15 protein-coding genes are annotated in these 26,536 nt (G+C 73.0%); all 15 read right to left on the bottom strand.

Annotated elements, in window-relative coordinates; translation table 11 throughout:
- On the bottom strand, positions 1–2,052 hold a 2,052-nt coding region (locus BBK14_RS31255; RefSeq protein WP_131802475.1), incomplete at its 3' end, for a hypothetical protein.
- A complete protein-coding gene (locus BBK14_RS43075; RefSeq protein ID WP_241832001.1) occupies positions 2,049–3,977 on the bottom strand; it encodes a phosphorylase family protein in 1,929 nt (642 codons plus the stop codon). The genes BBK14_RS43075 and BBK14_RS31255, both read right to left, overlap by 4 nt.
- A gap of 207 nt (positions 3,978–4,184) precedes the next feature.
- Positions 4,185–5,939: a hydantoinase B/oxoprolinase family protein gene (locus BBK14_RS31265; protein ID WP_071066761.1), complete on the bottom strand. Its 1,755-nt coding sequence runs from the start codon at positions 5,937–5,939 to the stop codon at positions 4,185–4,187.
- The gene (locus BBK14_RS31270; protein ID WP_071066762.1) at positions 5,936–8,425 is read right to left on the bottom strand and encodes a hydantoinase/oxoprolinase family protein; all 2,490 of its coding nucleotides are present in this window, start codon (positions 8,423–8,425) and stop codon (positions 5,936–5,938) included. The genes BBK14_RS31265 and BBK14_RS31270 overlap by 4 nt, the downstream gene beginning before the upstream one ends.
- Positions 8,426–8,438: 13 nt before the next feature.
- Entirely contained in the window at positions 8,439–9,497 is a 1,059-nt protein-coding gene (locus BBK14_RS31275; RefSeq protein WP_071066763.1) for an LLM class flavin-dependent oxidoreductase, read from the bottom strand.
- 19 nt (positions 9,498–9,516) lie between these two features.
- On the bottom strand, positions 9,517–10,503 hold the full coding sequence (locus BBK14_RS31280) for an ABC transporter permease (RefSeq protein WP_071066764.1): 987 nt from the start codon (positions 10,501–10,503) through the stop codon (positions 9,517–9,519).
- A gap of 61 nt (positions 10,504–10,564) precedes the next feature.
- The gene (locus BBK14_RS31285) at positions 10,565–10,993 is read right to left on the bottom strand and encodes a TIGR03618 family F420-dependent PPOX class oxidoreductase (protein WP_071066765.1); all 429 of its coding nucleotides are present in this window, start codon (positions 10,991–10,993) and stop codon (positions 10,565–10,567) included.
- 96 nt (positions 10,994–11,089) lie between these two features.
- Positions 11,090–11,614: a TIGR03618 family F420-dependent PPOX class oxidoreductase gene (locus BBK14_RS31290; RefSeq protein ID WP_083391379.1), complete on the bottom strand. Its 525-nt coding sequence runs from the start codon at positions 11,612–11,614 to the stop codon at positions 11,090–11,092.
- A complete protein-coding gene (locus tag BBK14_RS31295) occupies positions 11,611–12,789 on the bottom strand; it encodes an HAF repeat-containing protein (protein WP_241832002.1) in 1,179 nt (392 codons plus the stop codon). Before BBK14_RS31295 ends, BBK14_RS31290 begins: the two co-directional genes overlap by 4 nt.
- 169 nt (positions 12,790–12,958) lie before the next feature.
- Positions 12,959–13,822, bottom strand: coding sequence for an SAM-dependent methyltransferase (locus tag BBK14_RS31300; protein ID WP_071066767.1), 864 nt, complete (start codon positions 13,820–13,822; stop codon positions 12,959–12,961).
- Positions 13,823–13,917: 95 nt separating this feature from the next.
- Positions 13,918–16,902 (bottom strand): helix-turn-helix transcriptional regulator, encoded by a 2,985-nt coding sequence (locus BBK14_RS31305; protein WP_071066768.1) that lies wholly within the window; start codon positions 16,900–16,902, stop codon positions 13,918–13,920.
- A gap of 370 nt (positions 16,903–17,272) precedes the next feature.
- Positions 17,273–19,066, bottom strand: coding sequence for a bifunctional 3-(3-hydroxy-phenyl)propionate/3-hydroxycinnamic acid hydroxylase MhpA (gene mhpA / locus BBK14_RS31310; protein WP_071066769.1), 1,794 nt, complete (start codon positions 19,064–19,066; stop codon positions 17,273–17,275).
- A complete protein-coding gene (locus BBK14_RS31315) occupies positions 19,063–19,869 on the bottom strand; it encodes an arylamine N-acetyltransferase family protein (protein ID WP_071066770.1) in 807 nt (268 codons plus the stop codon). Before BBK14_RS31315 ends, mhpA begins: the two co-directional genes overlap by 4 nt.
- A complete protein-coding gene (locus BBK14_RS31320; RefSeq protein ID WP_071066771.1) occupies positions 19,862–23,293 on the bottom strand; it encodes a type I polyketide synthase in 3,432 nt (1,143 codons plus the stop codon). The genes BBK14_RS31315 and BBK14_RS31320 overlap by 8 nt, the downstream gene beginning before the upstream one ends.
- A gap of 66 nt (positions 23,294–23,359) precedes the next feature.
- Positions 23,360–26,443 (bottom strand): type I polyketide synthase, encoded by a 3,084-nt coding sequence (locus tag BBK14_RS31325; RefSeq protein WP_241832003.1) that lies wholly within the window; start codon positions 26,441–26,443, stop codon positions 23,360–23,362.
- Positions 26,444–26,536 lie beyond the last annotated feature (93 nt).

A 26,536-nucleotide genomic window follows, 5' to 3' on the forward strand; every position in this document is an offset into this window, starting at 1 on the left:
CGTACTCAACCTCCTCGGAGTAGACCCGACCAAACCCCCGTGATCACGAAACGGGCAGGTCAAAGCATGAAAACCAAACGTGCGGAGTACAGGAGCCCCTCGCCTCCGGACCCACTCCTTGCCTTCCGCCGCGACTCCTTCCAGCACGCTGAGCGTGTGCTGGAGACCAGCGGCATCCTGCGTGATGCGGGCAACCGCCTCCGGCGTCTCATCTTCGAGAACTTCACCCAACGCCGATTCCGCAGTGTTCATCTTTATCTCCTGCCCGTTGACGAGCACCAGCGCGAAGGTCTGTGCCGCGCTTGCCGCCCGCGTCACCCGGACGGACGCGATCACATCGAAGCGGTAGTTCATCCGCTCCCGATCGGAGATCTCGCCCGTGTCGAGGTCGAGGACGGCGTCGAACTGACGCACGCCGTCCATGGTCAGCAGGAAGACCGAGATTCGATACCCGCGATAGCGCCAGGGGCCGTGGCGCACACGCGCGCGTCCGGGTCGGCCGGCGGGAAGCTCAGCGAAGGCATGGGAAATCACATCGCTCGGCTTCAGCCGGTAATGCCGCAGCGCCCGATCAAAAATGATCTTCCGGTCACAGTCCAGCCAGGTGGCGATCTCCCTGTCGGACGGGCGATCGGCCAGCACCTTGCGCCACCGGTCGAACTCGGCCCGCCGGACCGCCAGCACCGCGCGGTTCTCGTCCTGTTCCGCGGCGAACAGCCGGGACGAGCGGGTGCTGTCCAGTCGGTAGCGGGCCCAGACCAGACCGGCGCCGAGAAGAAGCAGCGTGGCGCACACTGCTCCGAGCGGACGGGCCTGCACGGCGGCGACTACGGCCCACAACAACCCGCTGCCCGACAGCCCGGCGCCGAGAACGGCGATCGTCCCCATGTGCAGGAAGGGCTCCAGGTCGCGGCTGTACTCGTCCAGGGTGCCGCTGTTCCAGCGTCGCACGGCCTGCCGGGCCTCGTGTCTGATCAGCCATTTGATCCGCACGACTGGCATATCGCGCTCCCGGTAGACCTCGACGAGCTCGTCACGAACGCTCTGGCGAGCGGATTCGGTCAGGATCCACCAGGTGCTGCTGTCGACGTCATCCGGATGATATTTGGTGAAGTAGTACCTGAACTCGCGGTCGACCTCGCTGGCGAAGCCAGCGGATCGCGAACCGGAAGCCGACCGGGAGGCCGCGTATCGAAAACGCCACTCGATGTCATGTCGCAGTCCGCTTACGCCGACCGCTACGCTCACCAGAAGAACCGCGAGCGCACCGAGCTGGCTTTCCTCCGCAAGGAGGACACCGAGATACACGGCGCTAGCACTAATGATCACCGCCGACGCCCCGGCGATCGACCTCGACACGGGACGGGTGACCGGCGGCTGCGGCGGGCGGACACGAGGGTGCGCGGGCTGAGCCTGGAAGAACTTCCAGACTCGGTCCACACGGCGGTCGGCCAGCTGGCTGCTTTTCGCTCGCTCCAGGGAGCGGTGCCACATCTGGTCTTCGAGCGGCCCTTCCAGGAACTGTTCGAGGTTCCGCAGAATCAAGCTGCTCTGCACCGGATCGAGCGCGTCGAGTTCCTTCAGCGGAACTCGGATGTCGGCGTCGGATCGCTGCGCCGAATCCAGGATCATGATCGTCACTCGCAGGCCGTCGGACCATTTGTCAGTGACCGGGATCGGATTGTTCTGCGCATGCTTAAGCCGTGCCGTCTCCTCGGCGGACAGTTCGCTGCGCGACCGTCCACTCACCAGCGCCAGCAGACGATAGAAATGAACCTTGCTGGTCGAATGACCGCCGGCGAACGCCTCGTCAATGAGTTCACGCGCACGCCCGGGAATCAAACTCTCGAGGAAGTTGACCCCGACCTCGAATTTCTCCTCCGGAGTGGCATCCTCCCGAATCTGGTAGGTCATGACATCACCGAGGATCACCCCGGCCTGCACTCCGACCTGCGCGTTGCCACTCGCGGTGTTGGTCGTGGTGCCGCCGTTCGTCGGGGTGCCACTGTTCGAGCTTCCACTGTCGGCCGTTCCATCTTCGTCGTCCGTCATGGCAGGCTCCGGGCCAACGCCAGGACGATCGTGACCTTCGCGGCAAGATCGGACACATCACCGACAAGCCCCTTGAACTTCTTCAGCGCCAGCTGCAACCTGCTGTGGCTCTGTGGCGTGCCGTCCTCGAGGGCCTCCTCGGCCACCGCGAGCTCCGCATCCGCGGCGGCATAGGTGTCCTCGTCCACCGCACCGGCCGCCCGGGCTGCTTGGAACCGCGCGCGTATCTCCGCGAGGGCCGTCGGGAGGTCGACCGGCGGGCGAGCGCCGCCGGTGACGTGCACAACACCGCCGTGCACGGTGTGGGCCTGTACACCCACCGGCCCGCTGCCGGAGTTCTCGTTGTGAACGCTCTGAACGTACTCGCGCACTGCGGCCCCTTTCGTTGATTTCGCTGCCGGGCGTCCGGCACCGTCGTCCTCTGCGGAAATCTCCTCGGCCAGTGCCGTCGCGAACAGTGCCGCGTTGGCGACCGCGCGCTGCTGCCACCGCTGGCGGTCCGTGGACTCCTTGGTCCCGTCGGCGCGGTCGCTGACACCACGGATCACGACGACCGGCAGCGCCCGGTTCAGGTGCCCGGCCTGCGCGACACCGGCCCCCTCCATCTCGATCGCGAGGGCGTCGTTGTAGTGCTCACGTATCCAGCGGGCGAGTCCGGAGACCCGGGAGTTCAGCACGACCTCGCCGGCGGCGATCGGTCCGAAGTGCACGTCGGGCAGCATGGCGGGAGCGCCTGGCCGCTGCGCCCAGGAACCCGTCCGGTGAATGTGCCGAGCGATCTGGTCGGCCGCGTGCGAGGTCTCCCAGACACGGGGCCGTGCCTTCAACCCGTCGTCCTCGCCGGTACCGCCGTGGAACCCGTACACGTGGGTCGCCACGACGACGTCGCCCAGGGCTATGTGTTCGTGCAGGGCACCCGCGACCCCCACGAAGAGCAGCGCCGCCGGGGCGAACTCGGCGATCGCGCGCTCGGCCAGCACTGCAGCCGGATGGGTGCCCTTACCGACATGGGCGAGGGCGATCCGGCAGCTGCCTCCGGCCAGCCGTCCGAGTTCGAATCGAGTGCCCTGGTCGTGGCGGTGCAGGCGCGGGTCGACAAGGCTCTCACGGATCGCTTGATATTCCAGATCGAGTGCCGTGAGAATCACGACTGGTCGCCGACTCATTCGGGTTCCCCCCTCTGTGTGCATTGCGCTGGCCGTTCCAGGACTCCCCGGAGAGACCGCCGGTCGGGACAGCGGCGGCGAGAGCACAGCACTCGGGCCGGCTCTGAAGAGCCGGGCCGGGCGCCCGCCCGCCGTCCGCCGTGTCGCGCCGGCGGAGACTATGAATCCGCCGGTCTTCTGGACCTTGCGGTAGAAGTTCCGTGGGTCCACGGGTACTCCCCACACCGCCTCGTATACATCCTTCAGTTCCGCGATCGTGAAGATGGGCGCGCAGAATGCCGTCGCCAGCGTCGAGTGCTCAATCTTCGAACGGGCTCGTTCGACTCCGTCCGCGACAACCTGGAGATGGTCGAACGCGAGCGTGACGTCCCCRGCGARCACCCGGTCGACCGGATGCCAGCCCGCCCCGATCGCGTCCGTACCGGCGACTGGCTCGGGCATCTGTGGCTCGATCGCGAGATAGGCCACCGAGACGACCCGGCCCCGCGGATCCCTGCCCGGCTCTCCGTAGACGCCGAACTGTTCGAGATGCAGCAGCCGCGGATCGACCCCCGTTTCCTGTGAGAGTTCGCGCCGGGCCGCGGAGGTCAAATCCTCCTCCGCATGGGCGAGAAAACCTCCGGGTAGCGCCAGGAAATTTCGGTACGGCTCGACTCCCCGTTCAACGAGAAGTACCCGCAGGCTCGCCCCACGCAATGTAAGAACCACCAGGTCGACGGCGACCATAACGGCGGGAGGTTCCCACGGATCATCGTCCACGCGGCGAGAATAGCTTCTTGTCACGCTGACAGAAAAAGACGCCCCCTGGCGGACGTCACAGAAACAGCACGATCTGCTTGGCGACAGTGCCGACGTCCGGCAGACGCATGTCACGCAGCCGAACATTAGGCTGGCCGAGGTTTGGCGGCTCTGCCATCACTCGGCAGAGAAAAAATTCTCAACGGAGGCCGGCCGGACTGGCCAGCCTCAGCGGGAGCGGGCTGCCGCGCGGCGGGCGGCGGTCGCGGCGGCGTCCACCTCGTCGGTGATCGGATCGAGGATGACGCCGTAGACATCGCGGGCGGCCGTCGGCGAGACGAGGCCGTCGCGGACGTCGTCGGCGACCGCGTCGGCGGGTCGGTCGAGGGGGTCGCCGAAGCCGCCGCCGCCGGAGGTGTGGATCTCGACCACGTCGCCGCGGTCGAGCCGCAGCAGGGAGTTCGTCGGGGGGTGGCTGATCCGCCCGTCGGCGTGGTGGACGAGACCGCGGTTGGCGGGGGCGGGCGCCCCGCCCGCCGCGCCGAACGGGGCCGTCAGATCGAGAGCGCCCGACCCGATGCACAGCACGGACAGGTCGTCCTGGTCGATCCGCCACCGCGACACCGCGCCGAGGCCGCCGCGCCACCGGCCGGCGCCGGCGGAGTCGGTCTCGTACTCCTGGCTGAGCACGGTGGTCGGCGCGGTCAGCTCGTGCAGCTCGACGTCGATCTCCCGTCCGCCGCCCATCGCGACCGGCGGCCCCACGGCGTCCCAGCCGTCGAAACCGGCGGTGGCGCCCGAGCCGCCCTTCATCGCGCCGGTCACGGCGAACGGCCGGCCGGTGCGCGCGTCGACCCCCATGGCCGCGAACGTGTAGCCACGGCACCAGGCGGCGTTCGTGACCGCCGGATCGGCCTGCCCCACGGCCTCCCAGACCGTCTCGACGATGGTCTCGCAGGCGATCAGCGTGCACAGCGACGTCGCGGCCGGCTCGACGGCGTGCACGATCGTGCCCGGCGTGGTGCGGATGTCGATGGCCGCCAGCGCGCCGCTGGTGCGACGTTGGGTGGGGTCGGTGACCCCGAGCAGGCCGATGAGGACGGCGGCGGCGGTGTTCGCCAAGGTGGAGTTCGCGTAGCCGACGACCTGCGGGTCGGAGCCGGTGAAGTCGAACAGCGCCGACTCGCCGCGGATGGTCAGCTCCAGGCGCACCGCGATCGGCTCGCGGTGGTGCGCTCCCCCGTCGTCGAGATGGCGCACCGACCGGTAGACGCCGTCCGGCAGCCGTCCGATCTCGGCCCGCATGTGCCGGCGGGACGCGTCGAGCTGGTAGGCGACGGCATTCTCGACCGGTTCGACGCCGTAGGCGTCCAGCAGCGCGACCAGCTCGCGCTCGCCGAGCGTGGCGGCGCCGATCTGGCAGTCCAGGTCAGCCTCGACGACGTCCGGCAGCCGTAGGTTCAGCAGGATGAGATCCCAGACGTCCCGCTGGCGCCGCCCGCGGTGGTGCAGCCGGACGGGCGGGATGCGCAGTGCGTCCTCCCAGCAGTCCCGGGCGTACGGGTTGTAGCCGACGACGGCGCCGCCGGTGTCGGCGTGGTGCCCCTTCGTCACGGTCCAGAACCGGTGCACGCCCCGGTGGAACACCGGCTTCATGATCGTGATATCCGGTGGGTGGTTGTTGCCGTGGTACGGATCGTTGAGGACGAACACGTCGCCCTCGTGCAGGTCCCCGGCCGCGAACTCGGTGGCGAAGCGCTCGGTCACGCCGGCGAGGGCGCTGGGCAGCGAACCGGCCAGGACGGGGATGTAGTCCTTGGTCGCGACCCACTCGCCCCTGGCGGTGAAGATCCCGGTGACGAAGTCCCGGCTCTGGAACACCATCGACCGGCAGGAACGCAGCATGGCCTGCGCCATCTGCTCGGCGATCGCGTGCAGCCGGTTGTCGACGATCCCGGCCAGCACCGGGTCCGCGCCGGTCATCGGGCCGCCGCGTCGCCGTCGCCGTCGCCGTCGCCGGCGACGAGCCCGAGCCCGAGCCCGACCCGGTGCAGGACGGCGTCCGCGGTGTCAGTGGCCGCGAAGACCAGGACGGTTCCGTCCTCGGCCAGCTCGAAGGCGTATCCGGGCGGGACGACCACGGTGCTCGCGGGATGCGCCACCAACGCCGGTCCCTGGTGGGGGCAGCCGGGGCTCAGCGTCGCCGGGTCGTGGACGTTCACCTCGCGGAAGCCACCGTCGAACCACACCTCGCGGCGGCGTGCCGCCGCGGTGGGCTCGGTGGGCTCGGTGAGCGCCGCCGCGCGGATCGGCGGGGCCACGGCGGCTGGATGAGCCGGGCCAGGTGGGGCGGGCGAATCAGCCGGGACGGGCGGGAGGGTCGGGACGCGGGCCACCAGGCGAAGGTTGACGATCTCCACCGCGAGTTCCGGGCGCCGGTACCCGTAGCGCAGCTCGTGCTCATCGTGGAACCGCTCAAGGAGATCCTTCAGACCGGCGTCATCGGTGCGCGGGAGCACCGATCCGGCCGGCTCCGCGGGCACGGCATGGTCCATGGGCACGGCAGGGTCCGCGAAGGGAACGGGGATCTCGTGGACCTGACCGGCGTAGCGGACGTCCGCGCTCCGGGTGAACCCGACCCGCCCCGCCCCGGCCAGGTGGGGAGGCAGGTCGTCCAGCGCCTCGGCGGCCATCCGGTCGAAGGCCGCGTCAAGGTCCGACGGGACCGGCGGGGCGCCCGGGTCGCGCGGGTCGGGGCGAAGGGTCGTCACGTAGTAGCGCACCAGGTCTGTCCGCAGCATCCCGCGGGCACACAGGACGGAGGCACCGGCCGGGACGACCACCAGCGGGATGCCGAGCTCACGGGCGATCTCGACGGCGTGCACCGGCCCGGCGCCGCCGGCGGCCACCAGGGCGAACCGCCGCGGGTCGAGGCCCCGGCGCCCGGTCAGCAGGCGCAGGCTGTCGGCCATCGCCGCGTTCACCGCGCGGTGCACACCGGCCGCCGCCTCGATCACCGCATCGTCGATCACGCCCGTGTCGATCACCGCCGCGTCAGTCACCGCGGTGTCAGGATGCCGGCCGGCGGAGCCCCTGATCCCGAGTCGCTCGGCGAGCCCACCGACAGCCCGGACGGCCGCGTCCCGCGAGAGCCCGATCCCGTCGCTGAAGCCGTCCGGGTCGAGGTAGCCGAGGAGCAGGTCGGCGTCGGTCACGGTCGGCTCGGTGCCGCCACGGCCGTAGCCCGCAGGCCCCGGCACCGCCCCGGCGCTGCGCGGGCCGACCCTCGGCAGCCCGCCCGCGGTCACCCAGGCCACCGACCCGCCGCCCGCACCGATGGTGCTGATGTCCAGGGCGGGCAGGCAGACGGGATGCCCGGCCAGCGAGCCGTTGCTGGTGGTCTCGGTGCGCCCGCCGCGGGCCAGGCTGGCCTCGAAGCTCGTCCCGCCCATGTCGATCGTGATGGTGTCGGGCGGTCGCGTCGGCGGGCCCGCGCGGTCGACGCCGGCCGCGCCGCCGGTGCCGCCCGCACCGGCGCGTGCCGCCCGCGTGCCGAGGGTACGCACGATCTCGGCGACCGCCGCCGGCGCTCCCGCCGGCCCGGAGAGCAGTGTCTCGACGGCACGGTCGGCGGCCTGCTCCAGCCCGACGACACCACCGTTCGACTGCATGATCAGGACCCGGCCGCCGTATCCGAGCTCCGCCAGCCGGTCGGCGAGCCCGTCGAGGTAGTCGCGCAGGACGGGACCTACGTAGGCGTTGAGCGCGGTGGTCGTGGTCCGCTCGAACATCCGCACCTGCGGGACAAGTCGGGATGCCGTGGTGACGAACACCCCCGGCAGCTCCTGCGCGAGGATCGCCGCGGCCTGCCGCTCATGCCCGTCGAACAGATAGGAGAAGACGAAGCTCACCGCCACGGCCTCCACCCCGGCGGCGCGCAGCCGACCGGCCGCGCGGCGCACGTCGGACTCGTCCAGTGGCGTCACCACGGCGCCCGTCCGGTCCACCCGCTCGCGGACGGGGATGACGAGACGGCGGGGCACCAGAGGCGGCGGCGGGGCGGACTTCGAGGCGAACTGGTCCTCGCGGCTGCCCTGCCGGGCCGGGAGCACATCGCGCAGACCGGCGGTCGTGACCAGCCCCGTGCACGCGCCCGATCCGGTGATCAGGGCGTTGGTGGTGATCGTCGTGCCGTGGACGATGGTTTCGGTGCGGCCGAGCAGCTCGTGCGGCGCCAACCTCTCGGCGGCGGCCAGCGCGGTGAGCCCGGCGACGACGGCACGAGCCGGGTCCCCCGGCGTCGAGCTCGTCTTGTGGACGGCCTCCGTCCCGTCCGGGCGGCGCAGGACGAGGTCGGTGAAGGTCCCGCCGACGTCCACCGCGACGCGGTATCCCCCGACCGCGCCGCCCCGCGGGGCCTTCGGGGCCCGCGCAGTCGGGATCCGCGGAGTCCGCGGGGTGGAGATCACCGCGGGCCCGCGGTCACTGGGCGGGCCACGGCGGGTCGGGGACGGAGGTCCGCAGCGTGGGCGCGATGTCGGTGGCGAACAGCTCGAAACTGGCCCGGCGCTGGTCGTGGCTGAGCCCCTCGGCCTCCACGCTGAAGATCAGCGCGCTGTTCCCGAGCAGGCTGGCGTCGCGCTCGACCTTCTCGATGACCTGCGCGGGGCTGCCGATGAGGGCCGAGCTGCGCTCGACGAAGTCCTCCAGGGTCGGGAAGTCCGGCGGCATGCCGATGCCGCTCTGGGCCCGCAGCCGCGCCTCGAAGATCGGCCGGAAGTCGGCCAGCGCCTGCTGGGAGGTGGGCGCGCTGTAGTAGGCGGTCGTCCCCGCGCCGGTGTAGAGCGCGGCCGGGTCGCGGCCGTAGGCCTCCCAGCGCTGCGTGTAGTGGTCGGACAGCCAGGTGTACTTCTCCGTCGGCGCGGACGCGTTGGAGAACATCACCGGATCGCCGAACTCGGCGGCGAGGTCGACCGAGTCGGGGGACGTGCCGCCGCCGTGCCAGATGCGCGGCCGGGCACCGCCGGGGCGGGGCACCGGCCGGGGCAGCGTGGTCACCCGGTCCAGTGGCGGGCGGGTGGTGCCGCGCCAGCTCACGTCACGCTCGGTCCACAACCGGTGCAGGAGGCGGAACTTCTCGTTGAGGGCGTCGCGCTGCTGGTCGCGGGTCAGCCCGAACAGCTCCGCCTGCTTGGGGCCGGAACCCTTGCCGATGATCAACTCGACCCGGCCGCCGGAGAGGTGGTCGATGGTCGCGTAGTCCTCCGCGACGCGGACCGGGTCGAGCACCGACAGCAGCGTGACGCCGGTGAACAGGCGGATCCGGGACGTCAGCGCGGCGATGTGGCCCAGCAGGACGGTCGGGGACGTCGACAGGAACGGCGGGTGGTGGCGCTCACCGAACCCGAAGCCGTCGAATCCCAGCTCCTCGAACAGGACAGCCGTCTCGACCGCGCGGCGCACGACCTCGGTTTCCGACGGCAGCCGGCCGGTCTCCAGGTCCGGCGAGTGCGCGAGTGCCGACAGGCCGATGAACTTCACCTTCGGAGACCTCCGGGGATCACGTTACGGACGGGGCCGGACCGACCGCGACCGCCTCCGGAGCGCGGCGGGCCGCGCCCCCGTCCCGGGCGATGCGGGGGTCGAGCAGCGGATAGAGCAGATCGACGAGAAGGTTGACGGCGACGAAGACCGCCGAGCCGAACAGGACCACGCCCTGCACCACCGGCAGATCCTGGCTGTCGACCGCGGCCTGGGAGATCCGGCCGAGGCCGTTGCGGGAGAACACGACCTCCACCACGATCGCGCCGGCCAGCAGTCCGCCGACCAGGATGCCGGCGATGGTCAGTGCCGGCAGCGCGGCGTTGCGCAGCGCGTGCCGGACGTTCACCCGGGCCGGTCCGGCGCCCTTCGCCCTGGCCAGGTCGACGTAGTTCTGCCGCAGCTCGTTGTCCAGGCTCCGCGCCAGCAGCTGCGCGATCAGGGCGGCGGGCTGCAGCGAGATCGTGACGGCGGGGAGCACCAGGCTGCGCCAGCCGCTGTTGCCGATGGCCGGGAACAGCTGCCACCGGAACGAGAACCACTGCAGCAGCAGGAGCCCGACGAGGAAGCTCGGGACGGCCACGCCGAGTGGGGGGAGGGTGAGCAGCGTCTGGCGCAGCCAGCGCCGGTGGGTCAGCGTCGCCGCGACCGCCAGACCCACGCCGAGCGCCACCCCGACCACCAGGCCGAGCCCCGTGATGGCGGCGGTCTGCGGCAGGGCGTCCCCGATCAGCTCCCGCACCGGCTGACCGGACTGCACCGACCGGTCCAGGTCGCCGTGGAGGAGGTCGCCCAGCCGCCCGAAGTACTGCTCGAACAGGGACCGGTCCAGGCCGAGCTCGTGCCGGCGGGCCGCGAGCTCGGCCGGGGTGAGGGAGTTACTCGGCCCGATCATGATCGCCGCCGGATCGCTCGGCAGCGCGTACAGCACGACGAACGAGAGCGTGAACGCGGCCCAGAGAACGAAGGCCCCCTGCAGGAACCGCCCGAACAGATAGCGCGTCATCTCGGGACCATTCTCCGGAAGTGTGTTCCCGCTCCGTTCACACCCGTTACCGGTGCCGACCCTACTGCTGTGGGCGGGGGCGCGGCGGCGGGTTCTTCGGGTCGGGGAAGTGAATCACCTTCTGCGGGGTGAACCGGATGGCCACCCGGGTGTTGTCGTCGACGTCGTGCAGCTCGTCGAGATACTTCAGGGTGAGTTCGTCGGCCAGCTTGTTCCCGTCGATGTCGAGCACCTCGGCCACCCCGCGGATCTCCACCGAGGTGTAGGGGTCGTCCCGGGGGTAGAGCKACAGGTTGACCCGCGGGTCACGGGAGATGTTCCGTTCCGTGCGCCGGCCGACGTGGGTCACGAAATACAGCCGATCGTCCTCGTCCCGTTTCACCAGGATTATCGAGGAGTGCGGACTTCCGTCGTCGTTCACCGTTGCGATGACCGGGAGGTTCTGCGCGTCCAGCCACGACCGTGTTTTGTCGTCGAGTGTCACACCCATTTCCGGAACGTACCAGCGGGGGAACCCACCCGGTCACCCCTGTGACTCCCCTGTCTTATCGCCTGGTCGGTCGGCGGGAGGGCGCGGCCGTGAAGGTCAGGCGGGTGGCGCGGGAATGTCGAGCGCCGTGCCGTACAGCCGGCCGACGCGCAGCCGGATGACCAGCCGGCGGTCGGCCGCCATGTTCCGCAGGAACTCGGCCTCCAGCGTCGGGTCGGCGAACGGTGGCTGCAGGGCGAGCAGCTCGCGCCCGGCGGGATCGCCCGGCACCGAGCTCACCGCGGAGAGCTCGACCGTGCCCTGGGCCACCGCGAACGACAGGTAGTCGGGCGCGGTCACGTACAGCGCCGCGCGCGGGTCACGCCGCAGCAGGCGCACCTTCAGCCGGTCCTCGGTGGTGCTGATCCGGATCGTGCGTTCCGTGGGGTCCCAGCTGTAGGCGACCGTCGACAGGTGCGGGTGGCCGTCCCGCCTGTTCGACGCGAGCGCGCCCATCTGGTGGGTGGCGAGGATCCGGCTCAGCTCGCCGTCGGTGAGCGCGAGCGCGCCGGGGCCCCGGCCGGGGCCGTATCCCTGCGGCGCCGATCCGTCCGGCGCGGCGGCGCTGTCCGTGTCGGTCATCCGCCGGTCACCGTCCAGACGAAGCTGTGGACGCCGCCTGTCTCGTCGATCGCGTAGCCGAGCACCCTGCCGGCGGCGTTGATGTCTATCGCGAAGCTCTGGGTGAAACCGGCGGGCACCCCGAGGTCGATCGGGCGGTCCCTTTTCCAGAGGATGGCATGTGGCCGCCCGTCGCGGGCGACGCCCCAGCCGGCAGCCTGTCCGGTCTCGTTGACGGCGAGCGCCTCGCTGGACGTCCCGCCGGGCAGGACACCGAGGTCGACGAGACGGCCGCCCTGCCAGCGCACGGCGTGCCAGCCGGAGCCGGTGCCGCTGCGCCCGACGATGTGGCCGGAGTTGCTGATGTCGCGCGCCTCGGTCTCCAGGTCGGCCAGGGTGCCCAGGTCGGTGAGGGCARCCGGCCGGCCGGCCCGCGCGGGGGTCCAGACGAAGGAATGGGTGCGGTTGGGGCTCTGCGCCAGGGCGCCGTACCCGATCAGCTGGCCGCTGTCGTTGAGGTCGGTCGTGGTGGTGGTGAGCCCGAACGGGCCGATGTCGGTGGTCGCGGTCGGCGTCCAGACGAAGGCGCGGTCGGTGGCGTCGGCGCCTGCGGCCCGGCCGGTGCCGAACACCTGCCCCGAACCGTTGAGGCCCACGGCGTTCGTGACCGGGAACGGCGCGACCGCGACCCGGCTGCCGGCGGTCCACAGCGCCGCGGCGCCGCCCTCGGTCAGCAGGACCTGGCCGGCGTCGTTGACGGCGAGCGGGTGGCTGTTCCCGCCGGCGGCGGAGATGTCGGTCGGGTCCGCGCCGTCCCAGCGCAGCGAGTGCGCCGTCCCGCCGACGGTGGTGAAGCCGACGACCTGGCCGTTGTTGTTCAGCGCGACCGGGAAGCTGAACGCCCCCGGGTCGGCGCTCGGCGCGTTCAGCGGGGTGAGCGTGCCGTCGGCCCAGGTGAACGCCTGGAAGGGCTGCGGGCCGCCGAGCAGGCCGTAGCCCGTGACGACGCCTGCGTCGTTGAGGTCCTCGGGGAACAGGTTCGTGGCCAGCCGGTCCGGCGCGCCCACGTCGGTGACGGTCACCCGCGGGGAACCGGCTGTCTCGGACGGTGCGGCCGCGAGGGCCGGCGAGGCGGTCACGGCGCTGCCGAGCAGACCGGCCGCGACGGCCGCCGCGGTGGCGCGGACGAGCCGCACCCGCCGACGGGGCCGCCGCTCCGGTGGTTCGGCCCTGAACGGATACGCCCACATGGTCCGGGCGTTCCCGGAAAGCCGCGGACGAGAAAAAGGGGACATTGCAGAATGGTGGCACCGGCCGACGGCCGGAAAACTCCCCTAAGAACCCCCTCTTTCGCCGGGCGGGTCGTTACTCGGCCGGACGCTCGGCCACCACGACGAGGTAGCCGATCTCACGGAGCCCGTCCACACCCGTGCTGGCGAGGCGCTGGTACAGCTCGTCGCCGAGCAGGTCGTCGAGGTTCTCCTTGTCCCGGCGGATCCGCTCGGCGAGCAGCTGGAACGACCGCGCGATCACCTGGTCGCTGACATCGATGAGTTCCAGCGGGCGCAACCCCGCCCCGCGCAGCAGCGCCGGATAGTCGTCGAACCGAACACTCGGGCCGAGCAGCAGACCGGAATAGAAGCTGTCGACCGCGTGCCGCTTCTCGTCCGGGACCGGCGACCGCTCGAAGATGTCGGTGGCGACGAAACGGCCGCCCGGCCGGACGACCCGGGCGATCTCCCGCAGCACCTGGGCGCGGTCGGGGACGTGAATGATGGATTCCAGCGCCCAGGCGGCGTCGAAGGAATCCGGACCGAAGGGAAGCTCCGCGGCGTCGGCGTACTCGAACTCCAGCCGCTCGGAGAGGTTCTCCTCGCGCGCCCGGTCGGTCGAGCGCCGCACCTGCTCCCGGCTGATCGAGATCCCGACGACCGAAGCCCCGGTAGCCCGGGTCAGGCGGACGGCGGGGATGCCGGAGCCCGATCCCACGTCGAGCACCCGGTCCCCGGTCCGGACCCGGATCTTCTCGATCATCAACTCGGTGAGGCGCTCGGCCGCCGCCTCGAGTTCGGCGACGTCCGTCCCGGGGGCGGGCGGGGTGCCGTCGGGCGGCACGTCCCAGTAGCCGAAGTGGAAGTTGAGATCCTCGTCCTGCGCGGTCTGGTAGGTCGTGAGGTGGTCGTAGAACTTCCCGACCTCTGCCGCGAGCACGCTCGTGGGATGCGCCATGAAGATCCCTCCATGAGGTGTCTGATGGGTGCGGCGCGCGGGACGTCCCGCGCGCCGGGTCTGCCGGGTCAGCCAGCTCGGCCGGGCCGGCCGGGTCAACCGGTGTGGGTGGCGTCCGTCCACAGGTCGGCGGGGAGGTCCTGACGGCGTTTGACGTTGAGCTTCCGGTAGACCCGGGTCAGGTGCTGCTCGACCGTGCTCGGCGTGACGTAGAGCCGCAGCGCGATCTCCCGGTTCGTGTAGCCCATCACCGCCAGTGACGCCACCCGCCGCTCCGAGTCCGTCAGGCCGGTGATCATCTCCTGGTCGGCGCCGAGCCCGAAGACAGCTCTGCCGTCGCCGGAGATCGCGAGAAGCTCCTGGGCGAGCGGTCGCGCACCGCACATCGTGGCGATGTGCAGCGCCCGCCGCAGCAGCAGCCGCGCCCGCCGCCGCTGGTCGAGATGATCGTGGACGCGACTCAGGTCCGCCAGGACGTAGGCCTGCCCGAGCCGGTCCCCGGTGGCCTCGAGGAGCTCGAGCGCCTCGGTGAGCGGCTGAAGCCGGCGCCCGGGCGGGCTGGCGGCGGCGAGCAGGCGCAGAGCCAGACCGCGGACCCGAGTGGCACCGGGCCGGCCCAGTTGTTCCTGGGCCAGTTGGCGGGCCTGGTCCACGTTTCCCAGTCGCAGCCACGCCTCGGCGGCGCCGATGCGCCACGGGACGAGAGCCGCCGCGTCGAGGCCCCAGCCGCGGATGAGGTCACCGCAGGCCAGGAAGTCGGCGAGCGCGGCGTGGGCGTGGTTCGCGGCGAGATGGTAGTGGCCACGGGCGTGCAGGTAGTCCAGTCCGTAGCGACTGGCGACCATCTCCTCGGGCACGGTCTGGACGAGCTGCCTCGCCGCCTCCTCCAGGTCCCCGGTCCGGGTGGCGGCCAGTACCAGGGTGCCCAGCGGCAGGCCGATCGCGACTCCCCACGCCTTGGCCGGCAGGCGGCGCAGCGCGGCACGGGCGTGGTCGGCGGCGACCGCCAGATCGCCCTGCTCGAGCGCGAGGGCGCCACGCACCGCCGTCGCCATCGCCCGCGCGGTCTGGTCCTCCAGGTCGGGATCGGCCAGGACGCGCTCGCACCAGGCGACCGCGGCGTCCATGCGCGGAGCCCTGGTCAGCAACAGCAGGGCGAGCAGCGCCACCTCACCGGCCCACGGATCGGCTCGCGCCAGGTGCAGATCGCGCAGGGCGCTCTCGGCCCGGTCCGCCCCGACGAGACCGGACCCCACCGGGCCGGTGCCGGCCACACCAGCGCCGGTGATGCCGGAGGGCCCCGGCTCGCGCCCCGTCCGGTGACCGCCCGCGGCCATCGCGTCGGCGAGCAGCGCCGCTGACCGCAGCCACGAGTCCGCCGCCGGTGCCGCCGGCACCGCGCTGCCCGCGGCCGGCCCACGCCGGCGGCGAGCCAGCGGCGGATGGACGGTGGCGAGCCAGACCTCCAGGTCGTGCACCTCGGCCGCGTCGTCCTCGGGCTCCGCCTGGGCCACGGCACGCATCCGGGCGAGCAGATCCTCGGCCTCGGCCGAGCGTCCGTGCCACAGCAGCTGACGTACCAGGGCCGCGTTGGTCCGCTGTTCCAGCAGGCCGGCGTGGGCAGCGCTCACCAGCGGGGAGAGATGGCGCGCGGCCGCCGCCGGGCTCGTCTGCCACTCGGCATGCGCGAGCCGGGCCCGGATCGCGGCGCGTTCCCGCTCACCGGCGGCGGACCGGGCCGCGAGCCGCAGGCAGGCGGCGGCCCGCTCGGGCCGCCCGTCGAGCAGCGCCTGCTCGGCCGCCTCGACGAGTACGCCGGTTCCCCACGGGGGCTGCACGTCGTTGCCCTCGACGAGGTGTGCCGCCACGGTCGCCGCCGGCGCGCCCTGCTGGTGGCGAAGCCGCGCCGCCCGCCGGTGCAGATCAGTCCGCTCGGACGCCGTCAGATCGCCCAGCACCGCGTCCCGGGCGACCTTGTGGCGGAAGCGGCCGTCGTCGAGGAGCCCGGCGGCGTTCATGGCGTCGAGGGCGCGTGCCGCGGCGGGGACGTCCGCGCCGATCATCCCCGCCAGCGTCGCGGTGTCCGGCGCGACGACCCCGTCGGGCACCGGCGTCTCCAGCACCGCCAGGGCCCGGGCCACCTGGACCGCGACGGGCTCGCCGCGGTGCAGACAGCTCAGCAGGGCCAGACCGAAGACCTCCGGACCGGGCTGGCCGAACCCGCGGTCGTCCTGTACCAGCGCGGTCAGCAGCAGTGGATTGCCCCCCGTGACCTGGTACGGGTCTGGGACAGAAGGGGCCGGAGTGACCGGCGTGGCCGCGGCGAGGAGGTCGCGGGAGCCGGCGGGCGAGAGCGGGCCGACCCGCAGCGACCGGAACTCGGGCGCCCGGACGAGCTCCGCGCGGAACGGCAGGTCCAGCGGGTGCGAAGCCAGATCACCGGCGAGCAGCACGGCGATGCGCGCCGACCCGAGCCGGCGCACGAGGTGCAGCAGGAAGTGCAGGGAGGGGACATCCGCGTACTGCACGTCGTCGATGCACAGCAGGACGGGACCGCGCTTGCTGAGGTCGAGGATGAGGAGCGTGAGCTCCTGGTGGATCTGGGCCAGTTCGCGATCCGGATCCCGCCCCAGCCTGCCGGCGATCGCGGCACCGACGTCGAGGAGCTCCGCGATGCGGGCCGCCCGGCCCGCCCCGTCCGCCCGCGCCTCGCGGCCTCGGCACCCGTCCTGGGTCGCCTCCTCGCACAGTGTGTCCGTGCCACGGGCGGTGTCCGGGTCGGCCGCACCGTCGGGACCGGTGCAGACGGTGCCGGCGCCGGTTTCACCGTCGCCCGCCGGCAGGCCGCGCAGGAGCTGGCCGACCACTCCGAGCGGGAGGACGTGTTCGGCACGGGCGCAGGTCGCGGCGCGGACTGTCACGCCGCTGCCGGCGGCCCGGGCGCCGCAGTAGCGGATGAGCTCCGTCTTACCGGTACCGACCGGACCGTCGATCAATACGACGCGACCGCTTCCCGCCGTACATTCCGCCAGGAGAAGGTCGAGCTGACGGAGAATGTCGTCACGTTCAACCAGTGCCACTAACGGCCTCTCGTTTTGTCCATGACACGGGGCTTCGCCCGCGCCGCGACCGGCGGGTGGACAATGTTCCTGCGGTGATTACCTCGGTGATCCGGCGAAATACACGGACTGAGACGTCGACCGGGTGCAGATTTCCGAATTACCGACTGGGGATCTGGGACGTGGCGGACGCCGAGCACGGCGGTTCCGTCCATCGTCGCCGGGCACGGCCCACCGGCCGGGAACTGCGGACCCATTCTCACCCCATTGCACAGGTGGGGGGCATGGATACGGCTCCGCGCATGATCCTGGCGGGGACGTTTCATGCCGGCCCGGGAGCCCAGGGCGCGCCCTTCCCCGAGGGGCCCGTGCCCGTCCAGGGACGTAACAGCTAATGCTTCCCGACGGGAATCGGGGCGTCGAGCGCGGCCAGCAGGTCACCGACGAGTTCCTCGACGGAATCCGACCGCTGTACCGCCGGCCCGCCGGTCCGGGTGTCCGCGGCCGGCGGTGCCGCCGCCGGGACACGGCCGAAGAGGTAGAAGTCCGGCCGCACCAGAACGGCATCGGCACCGGCGAGGGCGAGATAGCGGAGATAGACGTCGTCGACGTCGACGACGGTGATTCTTGCGCTCGCGTCCGCGCTCCCGGCCGCGACGGCGGGAGGCTCCTCACCGGTGGCGGGGACAACATTGACCACCCGTCCACCCAGAAGCGCGAAAGCGGCGTCCGTCTCGGGGCGGAGATGGAGATGCCCGCCGGCCGGCCAGGTGGCCAGCAGGACGAACCCGGGCTCGACGAACTCGTCGAACAGCCCGGTGCGGTCACCGACCCGGACTCGTCCCTGCGGCACGAGGTCACCCGCCGGAACCGACGGCGACCCCGGACGCCCCGGGCGTGAAGGCTGCGGGGGACGCTGGGGGCCATCGCCGCGTGCGGCGGCCCCGCCGCGCAGGAACCCGGCGGTCAGCGGCTCGACGGCGGACTGCGCGCGGTCCTCCCGCAGCCCCCGGGTACGCACCGCGATCATGACCTCGTCCCGGTCCCGGGCCGCGGCCGGGTCGGTCTCGCAGATCACCCGCCCGAGGTCCATCGACATGCCGATCGCGTGCTGGACGTGCGCCCGCCGCTCCAGGGTGTAGGTGTCCAGCAGCTCAGCCGGGGCGGTTCCGGCGAGCACCAGGTCGAGCTTCCAGGAGAGATTCGCCGCGTCACGGAAGCCCGAGCACATGCCCTGCCCGGCGAACGGCGGCATCAGGTGCGCGGCGTCCCCGGCGAGCAGCACCCGCCCCACCCGCCAGCGGTCGACGTACCTGGCCTGGAACGTGTAGACGGCGTGCCGTTCCAGCGTGGCGTTGCCCGGGTGCAGGCCGAACAGACCGAGCAGCCGCCACGCCGACTCCGTCCGGCCGAACTCCTCGGCCGGTTCCCCGGGTAGCCGCATGAACTCCCACCGCCGGTGCCCCGGCCCGGCGGACACGGCCGTGCGGGGCCGGGCCGGGTCGCAGATCTGGAGGTTGTTGGGCCTGTGCACCGCCGGTTCGCGCAGGACCACGTCACAGGTCAGCCAGTCGTTGAAGTAGGCGAAGTCGGTGGTCTCCACGCCCAGGCTCGTCCGCACGAAGCTGTTCGCGCCGTCGCAGCCCACCACCCAACGGGCGCGGAGGCGCCGGGTGCGGTCCGGCGGCGAGCCGTCGAGGACGGCCGTCAGCTCGACGTGGCCGTCCCGTTCGGCCAGCGCGACCACCCGGTGCCCGCGCAGCACCCGCAGGCCCGGCAGGCGGGAGCCCCGCTCCGCGAGCGCCTCCTCCAGCGCCGGCTGGTACATCGACGTCGAGTCCGGCCAGCCGGAACGCCCGCGCTCGGGGACGTCGACGTGCAGCAGCACGTCACCCGCGGCGTTACGCCAGGTGTAGTCGCGGGACGGCTCACCGAACTCGGTCATCGCCGGGCCGACGCCGGCCGCGGCGAGGATGCGGGCCGACTCGCCGTCGAAGGAGACCGCGCGCGGCATCAGGTACGGCCGGGGCCATCGCTCCAGGACGGTGACCCGCCAGCCGCGCCGCGCCAGCAGAATCGCCGTTACCTGGCCGACCGGCCCGTAGCCGACGACGACGACGTCGGCCATGGCCTCGACTTCGGCTTCGGCTTCGGCTTCGGCTTCGGCCGGCTCGGGCGCGGTCACCGGGCGTCGCCGGCGGGCGCGGTGGCGGGTGCCGGCGGGCGGCGGAGGATGTCGGCGAGCACGCGGGCGTGCTCGGCCGGGTCGGTGAGCACCCGCATGGCCTCGTGCCCGTTGTCGACGGTCACCAGCCGCTTGCCGATCAGGATCCGCTGCCCGGAGAGGGTCGCCCGGCCACGCACGAGCGTCCCCGCTCCCGCCAGCGCCCGGGCGAAGGCGGTGAGCTCCTCTGACGGGGCCGACCAGTCAGCGAGGTCGCGCGGTACCGGCCGGAACCGGTACACGGCGGCCCAGTCACCGCGCTGTCCGCGCCGCTGCAGAACGTGGTAGCCCTCGCTGCCGACGATGCGGAAGGACGTGCCGAACTGCCGCTGTTCCTGCGTGCCGAGCAGCAGCGGCTCCAGGTAGGACGGTCCCACGAAGCCGACGTCGACGAGGAGCACCTCGTCGTCCAGGCGGACGAAGGTGAAGATGTGCTCCAGGTCCGGCCCGAAGGATCCGTCGACCTGCCGGATGGCCGCCGCGTACACGCCGGTCTCGAATCCGAGCTCGGCCAGCAGGCGCCGGAACAGGCCGTTGAGCTCGTAACACACCCCGCCACGGCCGCCGAGGACCACCGCGTCGAACACGGCGTCGGCGTCGATGTCGACGCCCTTCCACAGGTCCGTGCCGCGGGTGGAGTTCAGCTCGCTGTCGTAGGGCACGGTCCGCAGGTGGGCGTGGTGCAGGCGGCGCAGCGTCTCAGGGCTCGCGTCGGCCGGGCCACGGTGGTCGAGCGCCTTCAGGTACGCCTCGACGTCAAACACGGGTCTCGACCTCCAGCCGGTCCAGCAGGTACGCGGCGACCTCGCGGGGCACCGCGTGGTCGAACAGCAACATCGCGGGCAGCGTGAGGCCGGTCGCCGCCGCGAGACGGTTACGCAGCTCGACGGCGGTCAGCGAGCTGAACCCGATGTCGAAGAACGCGCTGTCCCGGCCGACCTCGTCGGTGTCGGCGTGACCTAGCACCGCGGCGGCCTGCGCCCGGACCAGCTCGATGAGCCGGGCAGGCCGCTCGGCGGCGGGCAGCGCGGCGAGACGGGCGAGAAGCTCCTGCCCGGCGTCGTCCGTCTCCGCGTTCTCAAGCCCTGAGTCCCCAGGCCCAGCGTTCTCAGACCCCGCGGGCTCAGGCTCCGCGTCCTGCGCCGCGCCCGCTTCCGAACCTGCCGGGAGCCGGGCCGAGATGTCTCGCGTCACGTCACCGGTCATGTGGTCACCTCCGGAGTCGACTTCCAACCCACCGCCGCGGCCACCCGGACGAGGCGTGCCGGACGGCCGGCCCGCGCCGGTCGAAGCGAGCCAGTAGCGCCTGCGCTGGAACGGATACGTAGGTAGCTCGACCGCGCCGCCGCCTGACGGCACGGGCCGGTCGCCGGTGCCGGCCGGCCCGTCGGCGGTGCCGGCCGGCCCGTCGTGGGCGGCGGCGTGCGACGCCCCCGCGAGGTCGACCGTGACCCCGCGTACGAACGCCGCCGCGGCGGAGCGGGTGAAACGGTCCGGACCGCCGTCGTCGCGGCGCAGGGACTCCAGCACGGCGACCGGCGGCCCGTCCCACTGGTCCACCGTCTCCGCGATGGCGGGCGCGAGCACCGGGTGGGTGCTCACCTCGAGGAACATCCGGTAGCCGCCGTCGAGCAGGCTCCGCGTGGCGGACGCGAACCGGACCGGGCACCGCAGGTTGCGGTACCAGTACCCACCGTCGAGCTCGGCGTCCTCCACCCACTTCACGTCGACGGTCGAGAAGAACGGCACCCGCGGCGGGCGCGGGTCGAGACCGGCGAGCGCCTGGATGAGGACACCGGAGATCCGTTCGACCTGCCGGCTGTGCGAGGCGTAGTCCACCGGGATCCGGCGGGCCCGGATCCCCTCGCTCTCGAAGGCGGCCACCAGTTCGTCGAGCGCGGCGTCCTCGCCGGCGAGGACGACCGACGCCGGGCCGTTCACGGCGGCGAGCTCGACCTGGTCAGCGAACGGTGCGAGCCGTTCGGCGACCGCGGGAACCGGCAGCGCCACGGCCGCCATCCCGCCCCGGCCGGTGAGCCCGCCGGCGATCGCCTGGCTGCGCAGTGCGACCACCGCGGCGGCGTCGGCGAGGCTCAGCGCCCCCGCCGTGTAGGCGGCGGCGATCTCGCCCTGCGAGTGGCCGACCACCGCGTCCGGGCGGACCCCGACCGACTCCCACAGCCGGACCAGCCCGGCCGCCACGGCGAAGGAGGCCGGCTGGACGACGTCCACCCGGTCGAGCGAGGGTGCGCCCGGCACTTGGCGCAGCACGTCCTCCACCGACCAGCCGACATGCCGGGCGAGCGCGTGGCCCGCCAGCGCCACCTCTTCGGCGAAGACGGGCGAGGCGTCGAGCAGCTCGGCGCCCATCCCCGCCCACTGGCCGCCCTGGCCGGCGAAGACGAAGACGGTCTGGCCGTCGACGTCCGCCGAACCGGTCACCAGGTTCGCCGCCGGCTCACCGGCGGCCGCCGCCGCCAGGCCCGCGAGGCCGGACTCCCGGTCCTCGGCGATCACCACGGCGCGGTGGCGCAGCGTCGCCCGGCTCGTGCGCAGCGCGGCGCCGGCGGCGTCGACCGGCACGTGCGGCTGTTCGCGCAGAGCCGTCTCCACCCGCCCGGCGAGGACCCGCAGCGCCGTCCGGCTCGCGGCGCTGACGACCCAGGCGGCCGGTGCGGCTCCGGCTCCCGCCGGTCTTTCGTCCCCGTCAGGGAGTTCGCCGGCGGTCGAGGGCACGCCGGGCGGCGGTTCGCCGGCGCCGGGCGGTGGCTCAGGTGCCTGCTCCAGGATGACGTGCGCGTTGGTGCCGCTCACGCCGAAGGACGAGACCGCGGCGCGGCGCGGCCGGTCACGCGCGGGCCACGGCCGTGCCTCGCTCAGCAGGCGGACCGCGCCCGACTCCCAGTCGACCTGGTCCGACGGGACGTCGGCGTGCAGTGTCCGGGGCAGTTCGGCGTGCTCCAGCGCCGCCACGATCTTGAGGATGCCGGCCACCCCGGCCGCCGCCTGGGTGTGGCCGATGTTCGACTTCAGCGACCCGAGCCACAGCGGATGCTGTGCCGGCCTGCGTCCGTAGGTCGCCAGCAGCGCCTGGGCCTCGATCGGGTCGCCGAGCGGCGTACCCGTCCCGTGGCCCTCGACGACGTCCACGTCCTGGGTGGTCAGGTCCGCGTCGGCGAGCGCCTGGCGGATCACCCGCTGCTGCGCCGGGCCGTTCGGGGCGGTCAGGCCGTTGGACGCCCCGTCGGAGTTCACCGCCGAGCCGCGCACCAGCGCGCGCACGCGACGTCCGTCGCGGCGGGCGTCGTCCAGCCGCTCGAGGACCAGCACCACGGCGCCCTCGGACCATCCCGTGCCGTCGGCGCCCGCCGCGAACGACCGGCACCTGCCGTCGGGCGCGAGCCCCCGCTGGCGGGAGAACTCGACGAACGGACCCGGATGGGCCATCACCGCCACCCCACCGACCAGGGCAAGCTCGATCTCACCTGCCCGCAGCGCCCGCAGCGCCAGGTGGACGGCGACCAGGGAGGACGAGCAGGCCGTGTCGACGGTGACCGACGGTCCCTCGAGACCGAGCAGATAGGAGACCCGCCCGGAGACCACGCTGCCGGAGTTCCCCGTCCCGAGCAGCCCCTCCAGCTCCGGCGGGACGTCGGTCACGCCGGTCGCGTAGTCGTGGTACATCACGCCCGTGTACACGCCGACCCGCCGGCCGCGCAGGGATGTCGGGTCGATCCCGGCCCGTTCGACCGCCTCCCAGGACACTTCGAGCATCAGCCGCTGCTGGGGGTCCATCGCGAGGGCCTCACGCGGGGCGATGCCGAAGAACCCGGCGTCGAACGCCGCCGCGTCCAGGAACCCGCCGGTCCGCACGTAGGACGTCCCGGGGCGGGTCGGGTCGGGGTCGAACAGCTTGTCGAGGTCCCAGCCACGGTCGGTGGGGAACGGCGAGAGGCCCTCCCTGCCCTCGTCCACCAGTCGCCACAGATCGTCGGGAGAGGTGACCCCGCCCGGCAGCCGACAGCCGGCACCGACGATCGCGACGGGCTCCCGGACGGGCGTCTGACGGGTGGGCTCGGAGAGCTGGACGTTCTCCCTGCGCAGTCCGTCGTTCTCCCGTTGCAGCCGCTCGTTCTCCAGCAGCGAGGCGCGCAGTGCCTCGACGAGCGTGTCGTGGGACGTCGCCATGTGACTCTCCGGTGCTTCGGGGGGCGGGTGCTGGGCGGGGAACGGGCGGTGGGAGGGAACGCGGGATCAGGCGGTGCGGCCCAGCGCCCGCGCGACCAGCCCTTCGACGTCCATCGCGGCGATCAGACTCGCCTCATCCGTCGTGCCGGCCTGGCCGGCGCCGTCGGCGGGTTCGGCGGGTTCGGGCTCGGGCGTCTCGAACGCGATGTCCGGCTCCCGCGGCGCCAGTTCGGCCGCGAGCCGTTCCGCGAGCGCCACCGGTGTCGGATGGTCGAAGACGAGCGTCGCGGGAAGCCGGACCCCGGCCTCCGCCGAGAGCCGGTTCCGCAGCTCGACGGCGGCCAGCGAGTCCACCCCGAGCTCACGGAACGCCCGGGTCGGGCCGACGTTCTCGACCCCGCGATGTCCCAGCACGGTGGCTGCGTGACCACGTACGAGACGGACCAGGAACCGGTCGCGCTCCACCTGGTCGAGCCCCGCCAGCCGCTCGCGCAGGGCGAGCCGGGGCACCCGGCGGGCCGGCGCGGCGGGCAGAGCGCGCGTGACGTCCCGCAGCAACGCGGGCAGCCGGCCGTCGGCCAGTTGTTCCCGCAGCACGGCATGGTCGAGACCGTTGGCCACGAGCAGTCCGTCGCCCGGCGCCGGGGACGTGCCGGCCGCCAGCGCGGCGTCGAAGAGAACGAGCGCCTCATCGTCGGGCAGCGGCCGGAGACCCTCGCGGCCGAGCCGGCCGCGACCGGCCTGGTCCAGGTGCGAGGTCAGGCCGCTCGCCCGCGCCCACAGCCCCCACGCGACCGACACCGCCGGCAGGCCGAGGCCGCGGCGCAGTCGCGCCAGGCCGTCCAGATAGCCGTTGGCGGCCGCGTAGTTCGCCTGCCCGGCGCCGCCGAACACACCGGCCCCCGACGAGAACAGCACGAAGGCCGCCAGATCCAGCCCGGCGGTCAGGCCGTGCAGGTTCCAGGCGGCGTCCGCCTTCGGCCGGAACACCCCCTCGAGCCGAGCCGCGGTCTGCGCCGCCAGCACCCCGTCGTCGAGGACGCCCGCCACATGCACGACACCGGTCAGCGGGCGTTCGGCCGGGATGTCGGCGAGCACCGCCGCGAGCGCCTCGCGGTCGGCGGCGTCGGCGGCGACCACCCGCACCCGCGCGCCGGCCCCGGCCAGCTCCGCGACCAGCTCGTCCGCTCCCGGCGCGGCCGGTCCGCGCCGGCTGAGCAGGACGACGTCGCGCACGCCGTGCGCCCGGACGAGGCGCCGGGCCACCAGCGCGCCCAGCGTCCCGGTACCTCCGGTGATCAGCGTCGTCCCGTCCGCGAGCACGGGACGGGAGCCGGCGGCCCGGCCGGTCGGCGCGGGCGCCGCCGCGGCCGGGACGAGCCTCGGCACGAACGCGCGGCCCGACCGGATCGCGAGCTGCGGCTCGTCCGCGGCGGCCGCGACGGCGACCAGCCGTCCGAGGCCCGGCACGTCGGCGTCGGACACGCTGCCGCTGCCGGCCACGGTGTCGGTGTCGGTGTCGGTGTCGGTGTCGGTGTCGGTGTCGGTGTCGACCAGGAGGATCCGGCCGGGGTGCTCGGCCTGAGCGGCACGCACCAGGCCCCAGACCGCGGCCGCGCCGGGATCGACGACGTCGTCGATCGACGCGGAAGGCGGCAGACCGACGGCGCGCCGGGTCAGCACCACCAGCGGCGAACCGGCCGGCGACCCGGCGGCCGCCTGACCCGTCGCCGGGTCGGTCAGCCGGTCGCGCAGCCAGTCGAGTGCGCGGGCAGTGAGGGCTCGGGCCGCGGTGGGATCCGCGGCCGGTGACTCCCCGGTCAGATCGAGCACCCGTGCGTCCCAGGCCTGGTCGCCAGCGGCGTCGACAGCCGGGTCGGGCGGGACCTCTCCCGACGGCAGCACCGCCGCCGCCGAGGGCGGCCGGAGGGACGTCCACGCGAGCCGGAACAACGAGTCCAGCCCGCGCTCTTCCGGACTCGCGAGCTGATCGGCCGCGACCGCCCGCAGCACCAGGGATTCCACGGTGGCCACCACCGTCTCCGTCTCCGCGGCCGAATCGACCGCGCCGAGGAGTGTGAGGGCGAAGCCGTCCCCGCCGGCCGGGACCGCCCGGACCCGAAGCCGCGCCGCACCGGCGACACGCACCGTGGCACCCGTCCAGGCGAACGGCAGCAGGAGGTGCCCCGGTTCGGACGCGGTGAGCCCGGCCGCGCTGGTCGCCTGCAGCGCCGCGTCGAGCAGCGCCGGATGCAGCGCGTACCGGCCGGCCTCGGCGTGCAGCTCCGGCGGGAGCGCGACCTCGGCGAACACCTCCCGGTCACGCACCCACAGCGCCTCGACCCCCTGGAACGCCGGGCCGTAGCGGTAACCGCCTTCCGCAAGCCGGCGATAGAACTCCTCCACCGGAAGGCTGCGCGCGCCAGCGGGCGGCCACGCCCCCGGTTCCGCTCCCCGTCGCGCGGATGTCGTGCCGGGCTCCTGGATGTCGTCCTCGCGGGTCCGGGCGACGAGATGACCGGCCGCATGGCGGATCCACGGCCCCGCGACGCCGGCACGGCGCGAGTGGACCGACACCGGGCGGCGGCCGGTCTCGTCCACCTCACCGACCTGTACCTGGAGCCGGACGTCGCCCGGATCGGGCAGAGCGAGCGGGGCCTCGATCACGAGCTCGTCGAGATCCTCGTAGCCCGTCTGCGCGCCGGCACGCAGCGCCAGCTCCACCACGGCCGCGCCAGGGAGGAGGACGGTGCCCGCGACGGCGTGATCGGCGAGCCAGGGCTGTTCCCGCAGCACGACCCGCCCGGTGAGGACCGTCGGCGCACCACCCGCCAGGTCGAGGGCCGCGCCCAGGAAGGGGTGGTCAGCGGCGTCCAGGCCGGCGGCGGTCACGTCACCGGGGCCGCCGGCGCCGGCGTCCAGCCAGTAGCGCTCGTGCTGGAACGGATAGGTCGGCAGGTCAGGCCCCACACCCACACCCACCACGGCCCCGCCGCGCCCGCCGAACACCCCGGACCAGTCCACCGGAACCCCCCGCACGAACAACTCCGCCGCCGACCGCAGAACACGCCCACCATCCCCCTCACCACGCCGCAGCGACCCCACCACCACCGCATCCGACACCCCCACCTCCTCCAACACCTCACCCACCGCCCCCACCAACACCGGATGCGCCCCCACCTCCACAAACGACCGGAACCCCTCCCCCGCCAACACCCCCACCGCACCCGCGAACCCCACCCT

The organism is Parafrankia soli, assembly GCF_001854695.1.
GTDB lineage: Bacteria > Actinomycetota > Actinomycetes > Frankiales > Frankiaceae > Parafrankia > Parafrankia soli.

What these genes read in the sequence shown, in the direction of transcription:
- BBK14_RS31280 (WP_071066764.1), bottom strand. Translation starts at nt 10,503, where the DNA reads ATGACGCGCTATCTGTTCGGGCGGTTCCTGCAGGGGGCCTTCGTTCTC.
- BBK14_RS31300 (WP_071066767.1), bottom strand. Translation starts at nt 13,822, where the DNA reads ATGGCGCATCCCACGAGCGTGCTCGCGGCAGAGGTCGGGAAGTTCTAC.
- BBK14_RS31290 (WP_083391379.1), bottom strand. Translation starts at nt 11,614, where the DNA reads ATGACCGACACGGACAGCGCCGCCGCGCCGGACGGATCGGCGCCGCAG.
- BBK14_RS31265 (WP_071066761.1), bottom strand. Translation starts at nt 5,939, where the DNA reads ATGACCGGCGCGGACCCGGTGCTGGCCGGGATCGTCGACAACCGGCTG.
- BBK14_RS31320 (WP_071066771.1), bottom strand. Translation starts at nt 23,293, where the DNA reads ATGGCGACGTCCCACGACACGCTCGTCGAGGCACTGCGCGCCTCGCTG.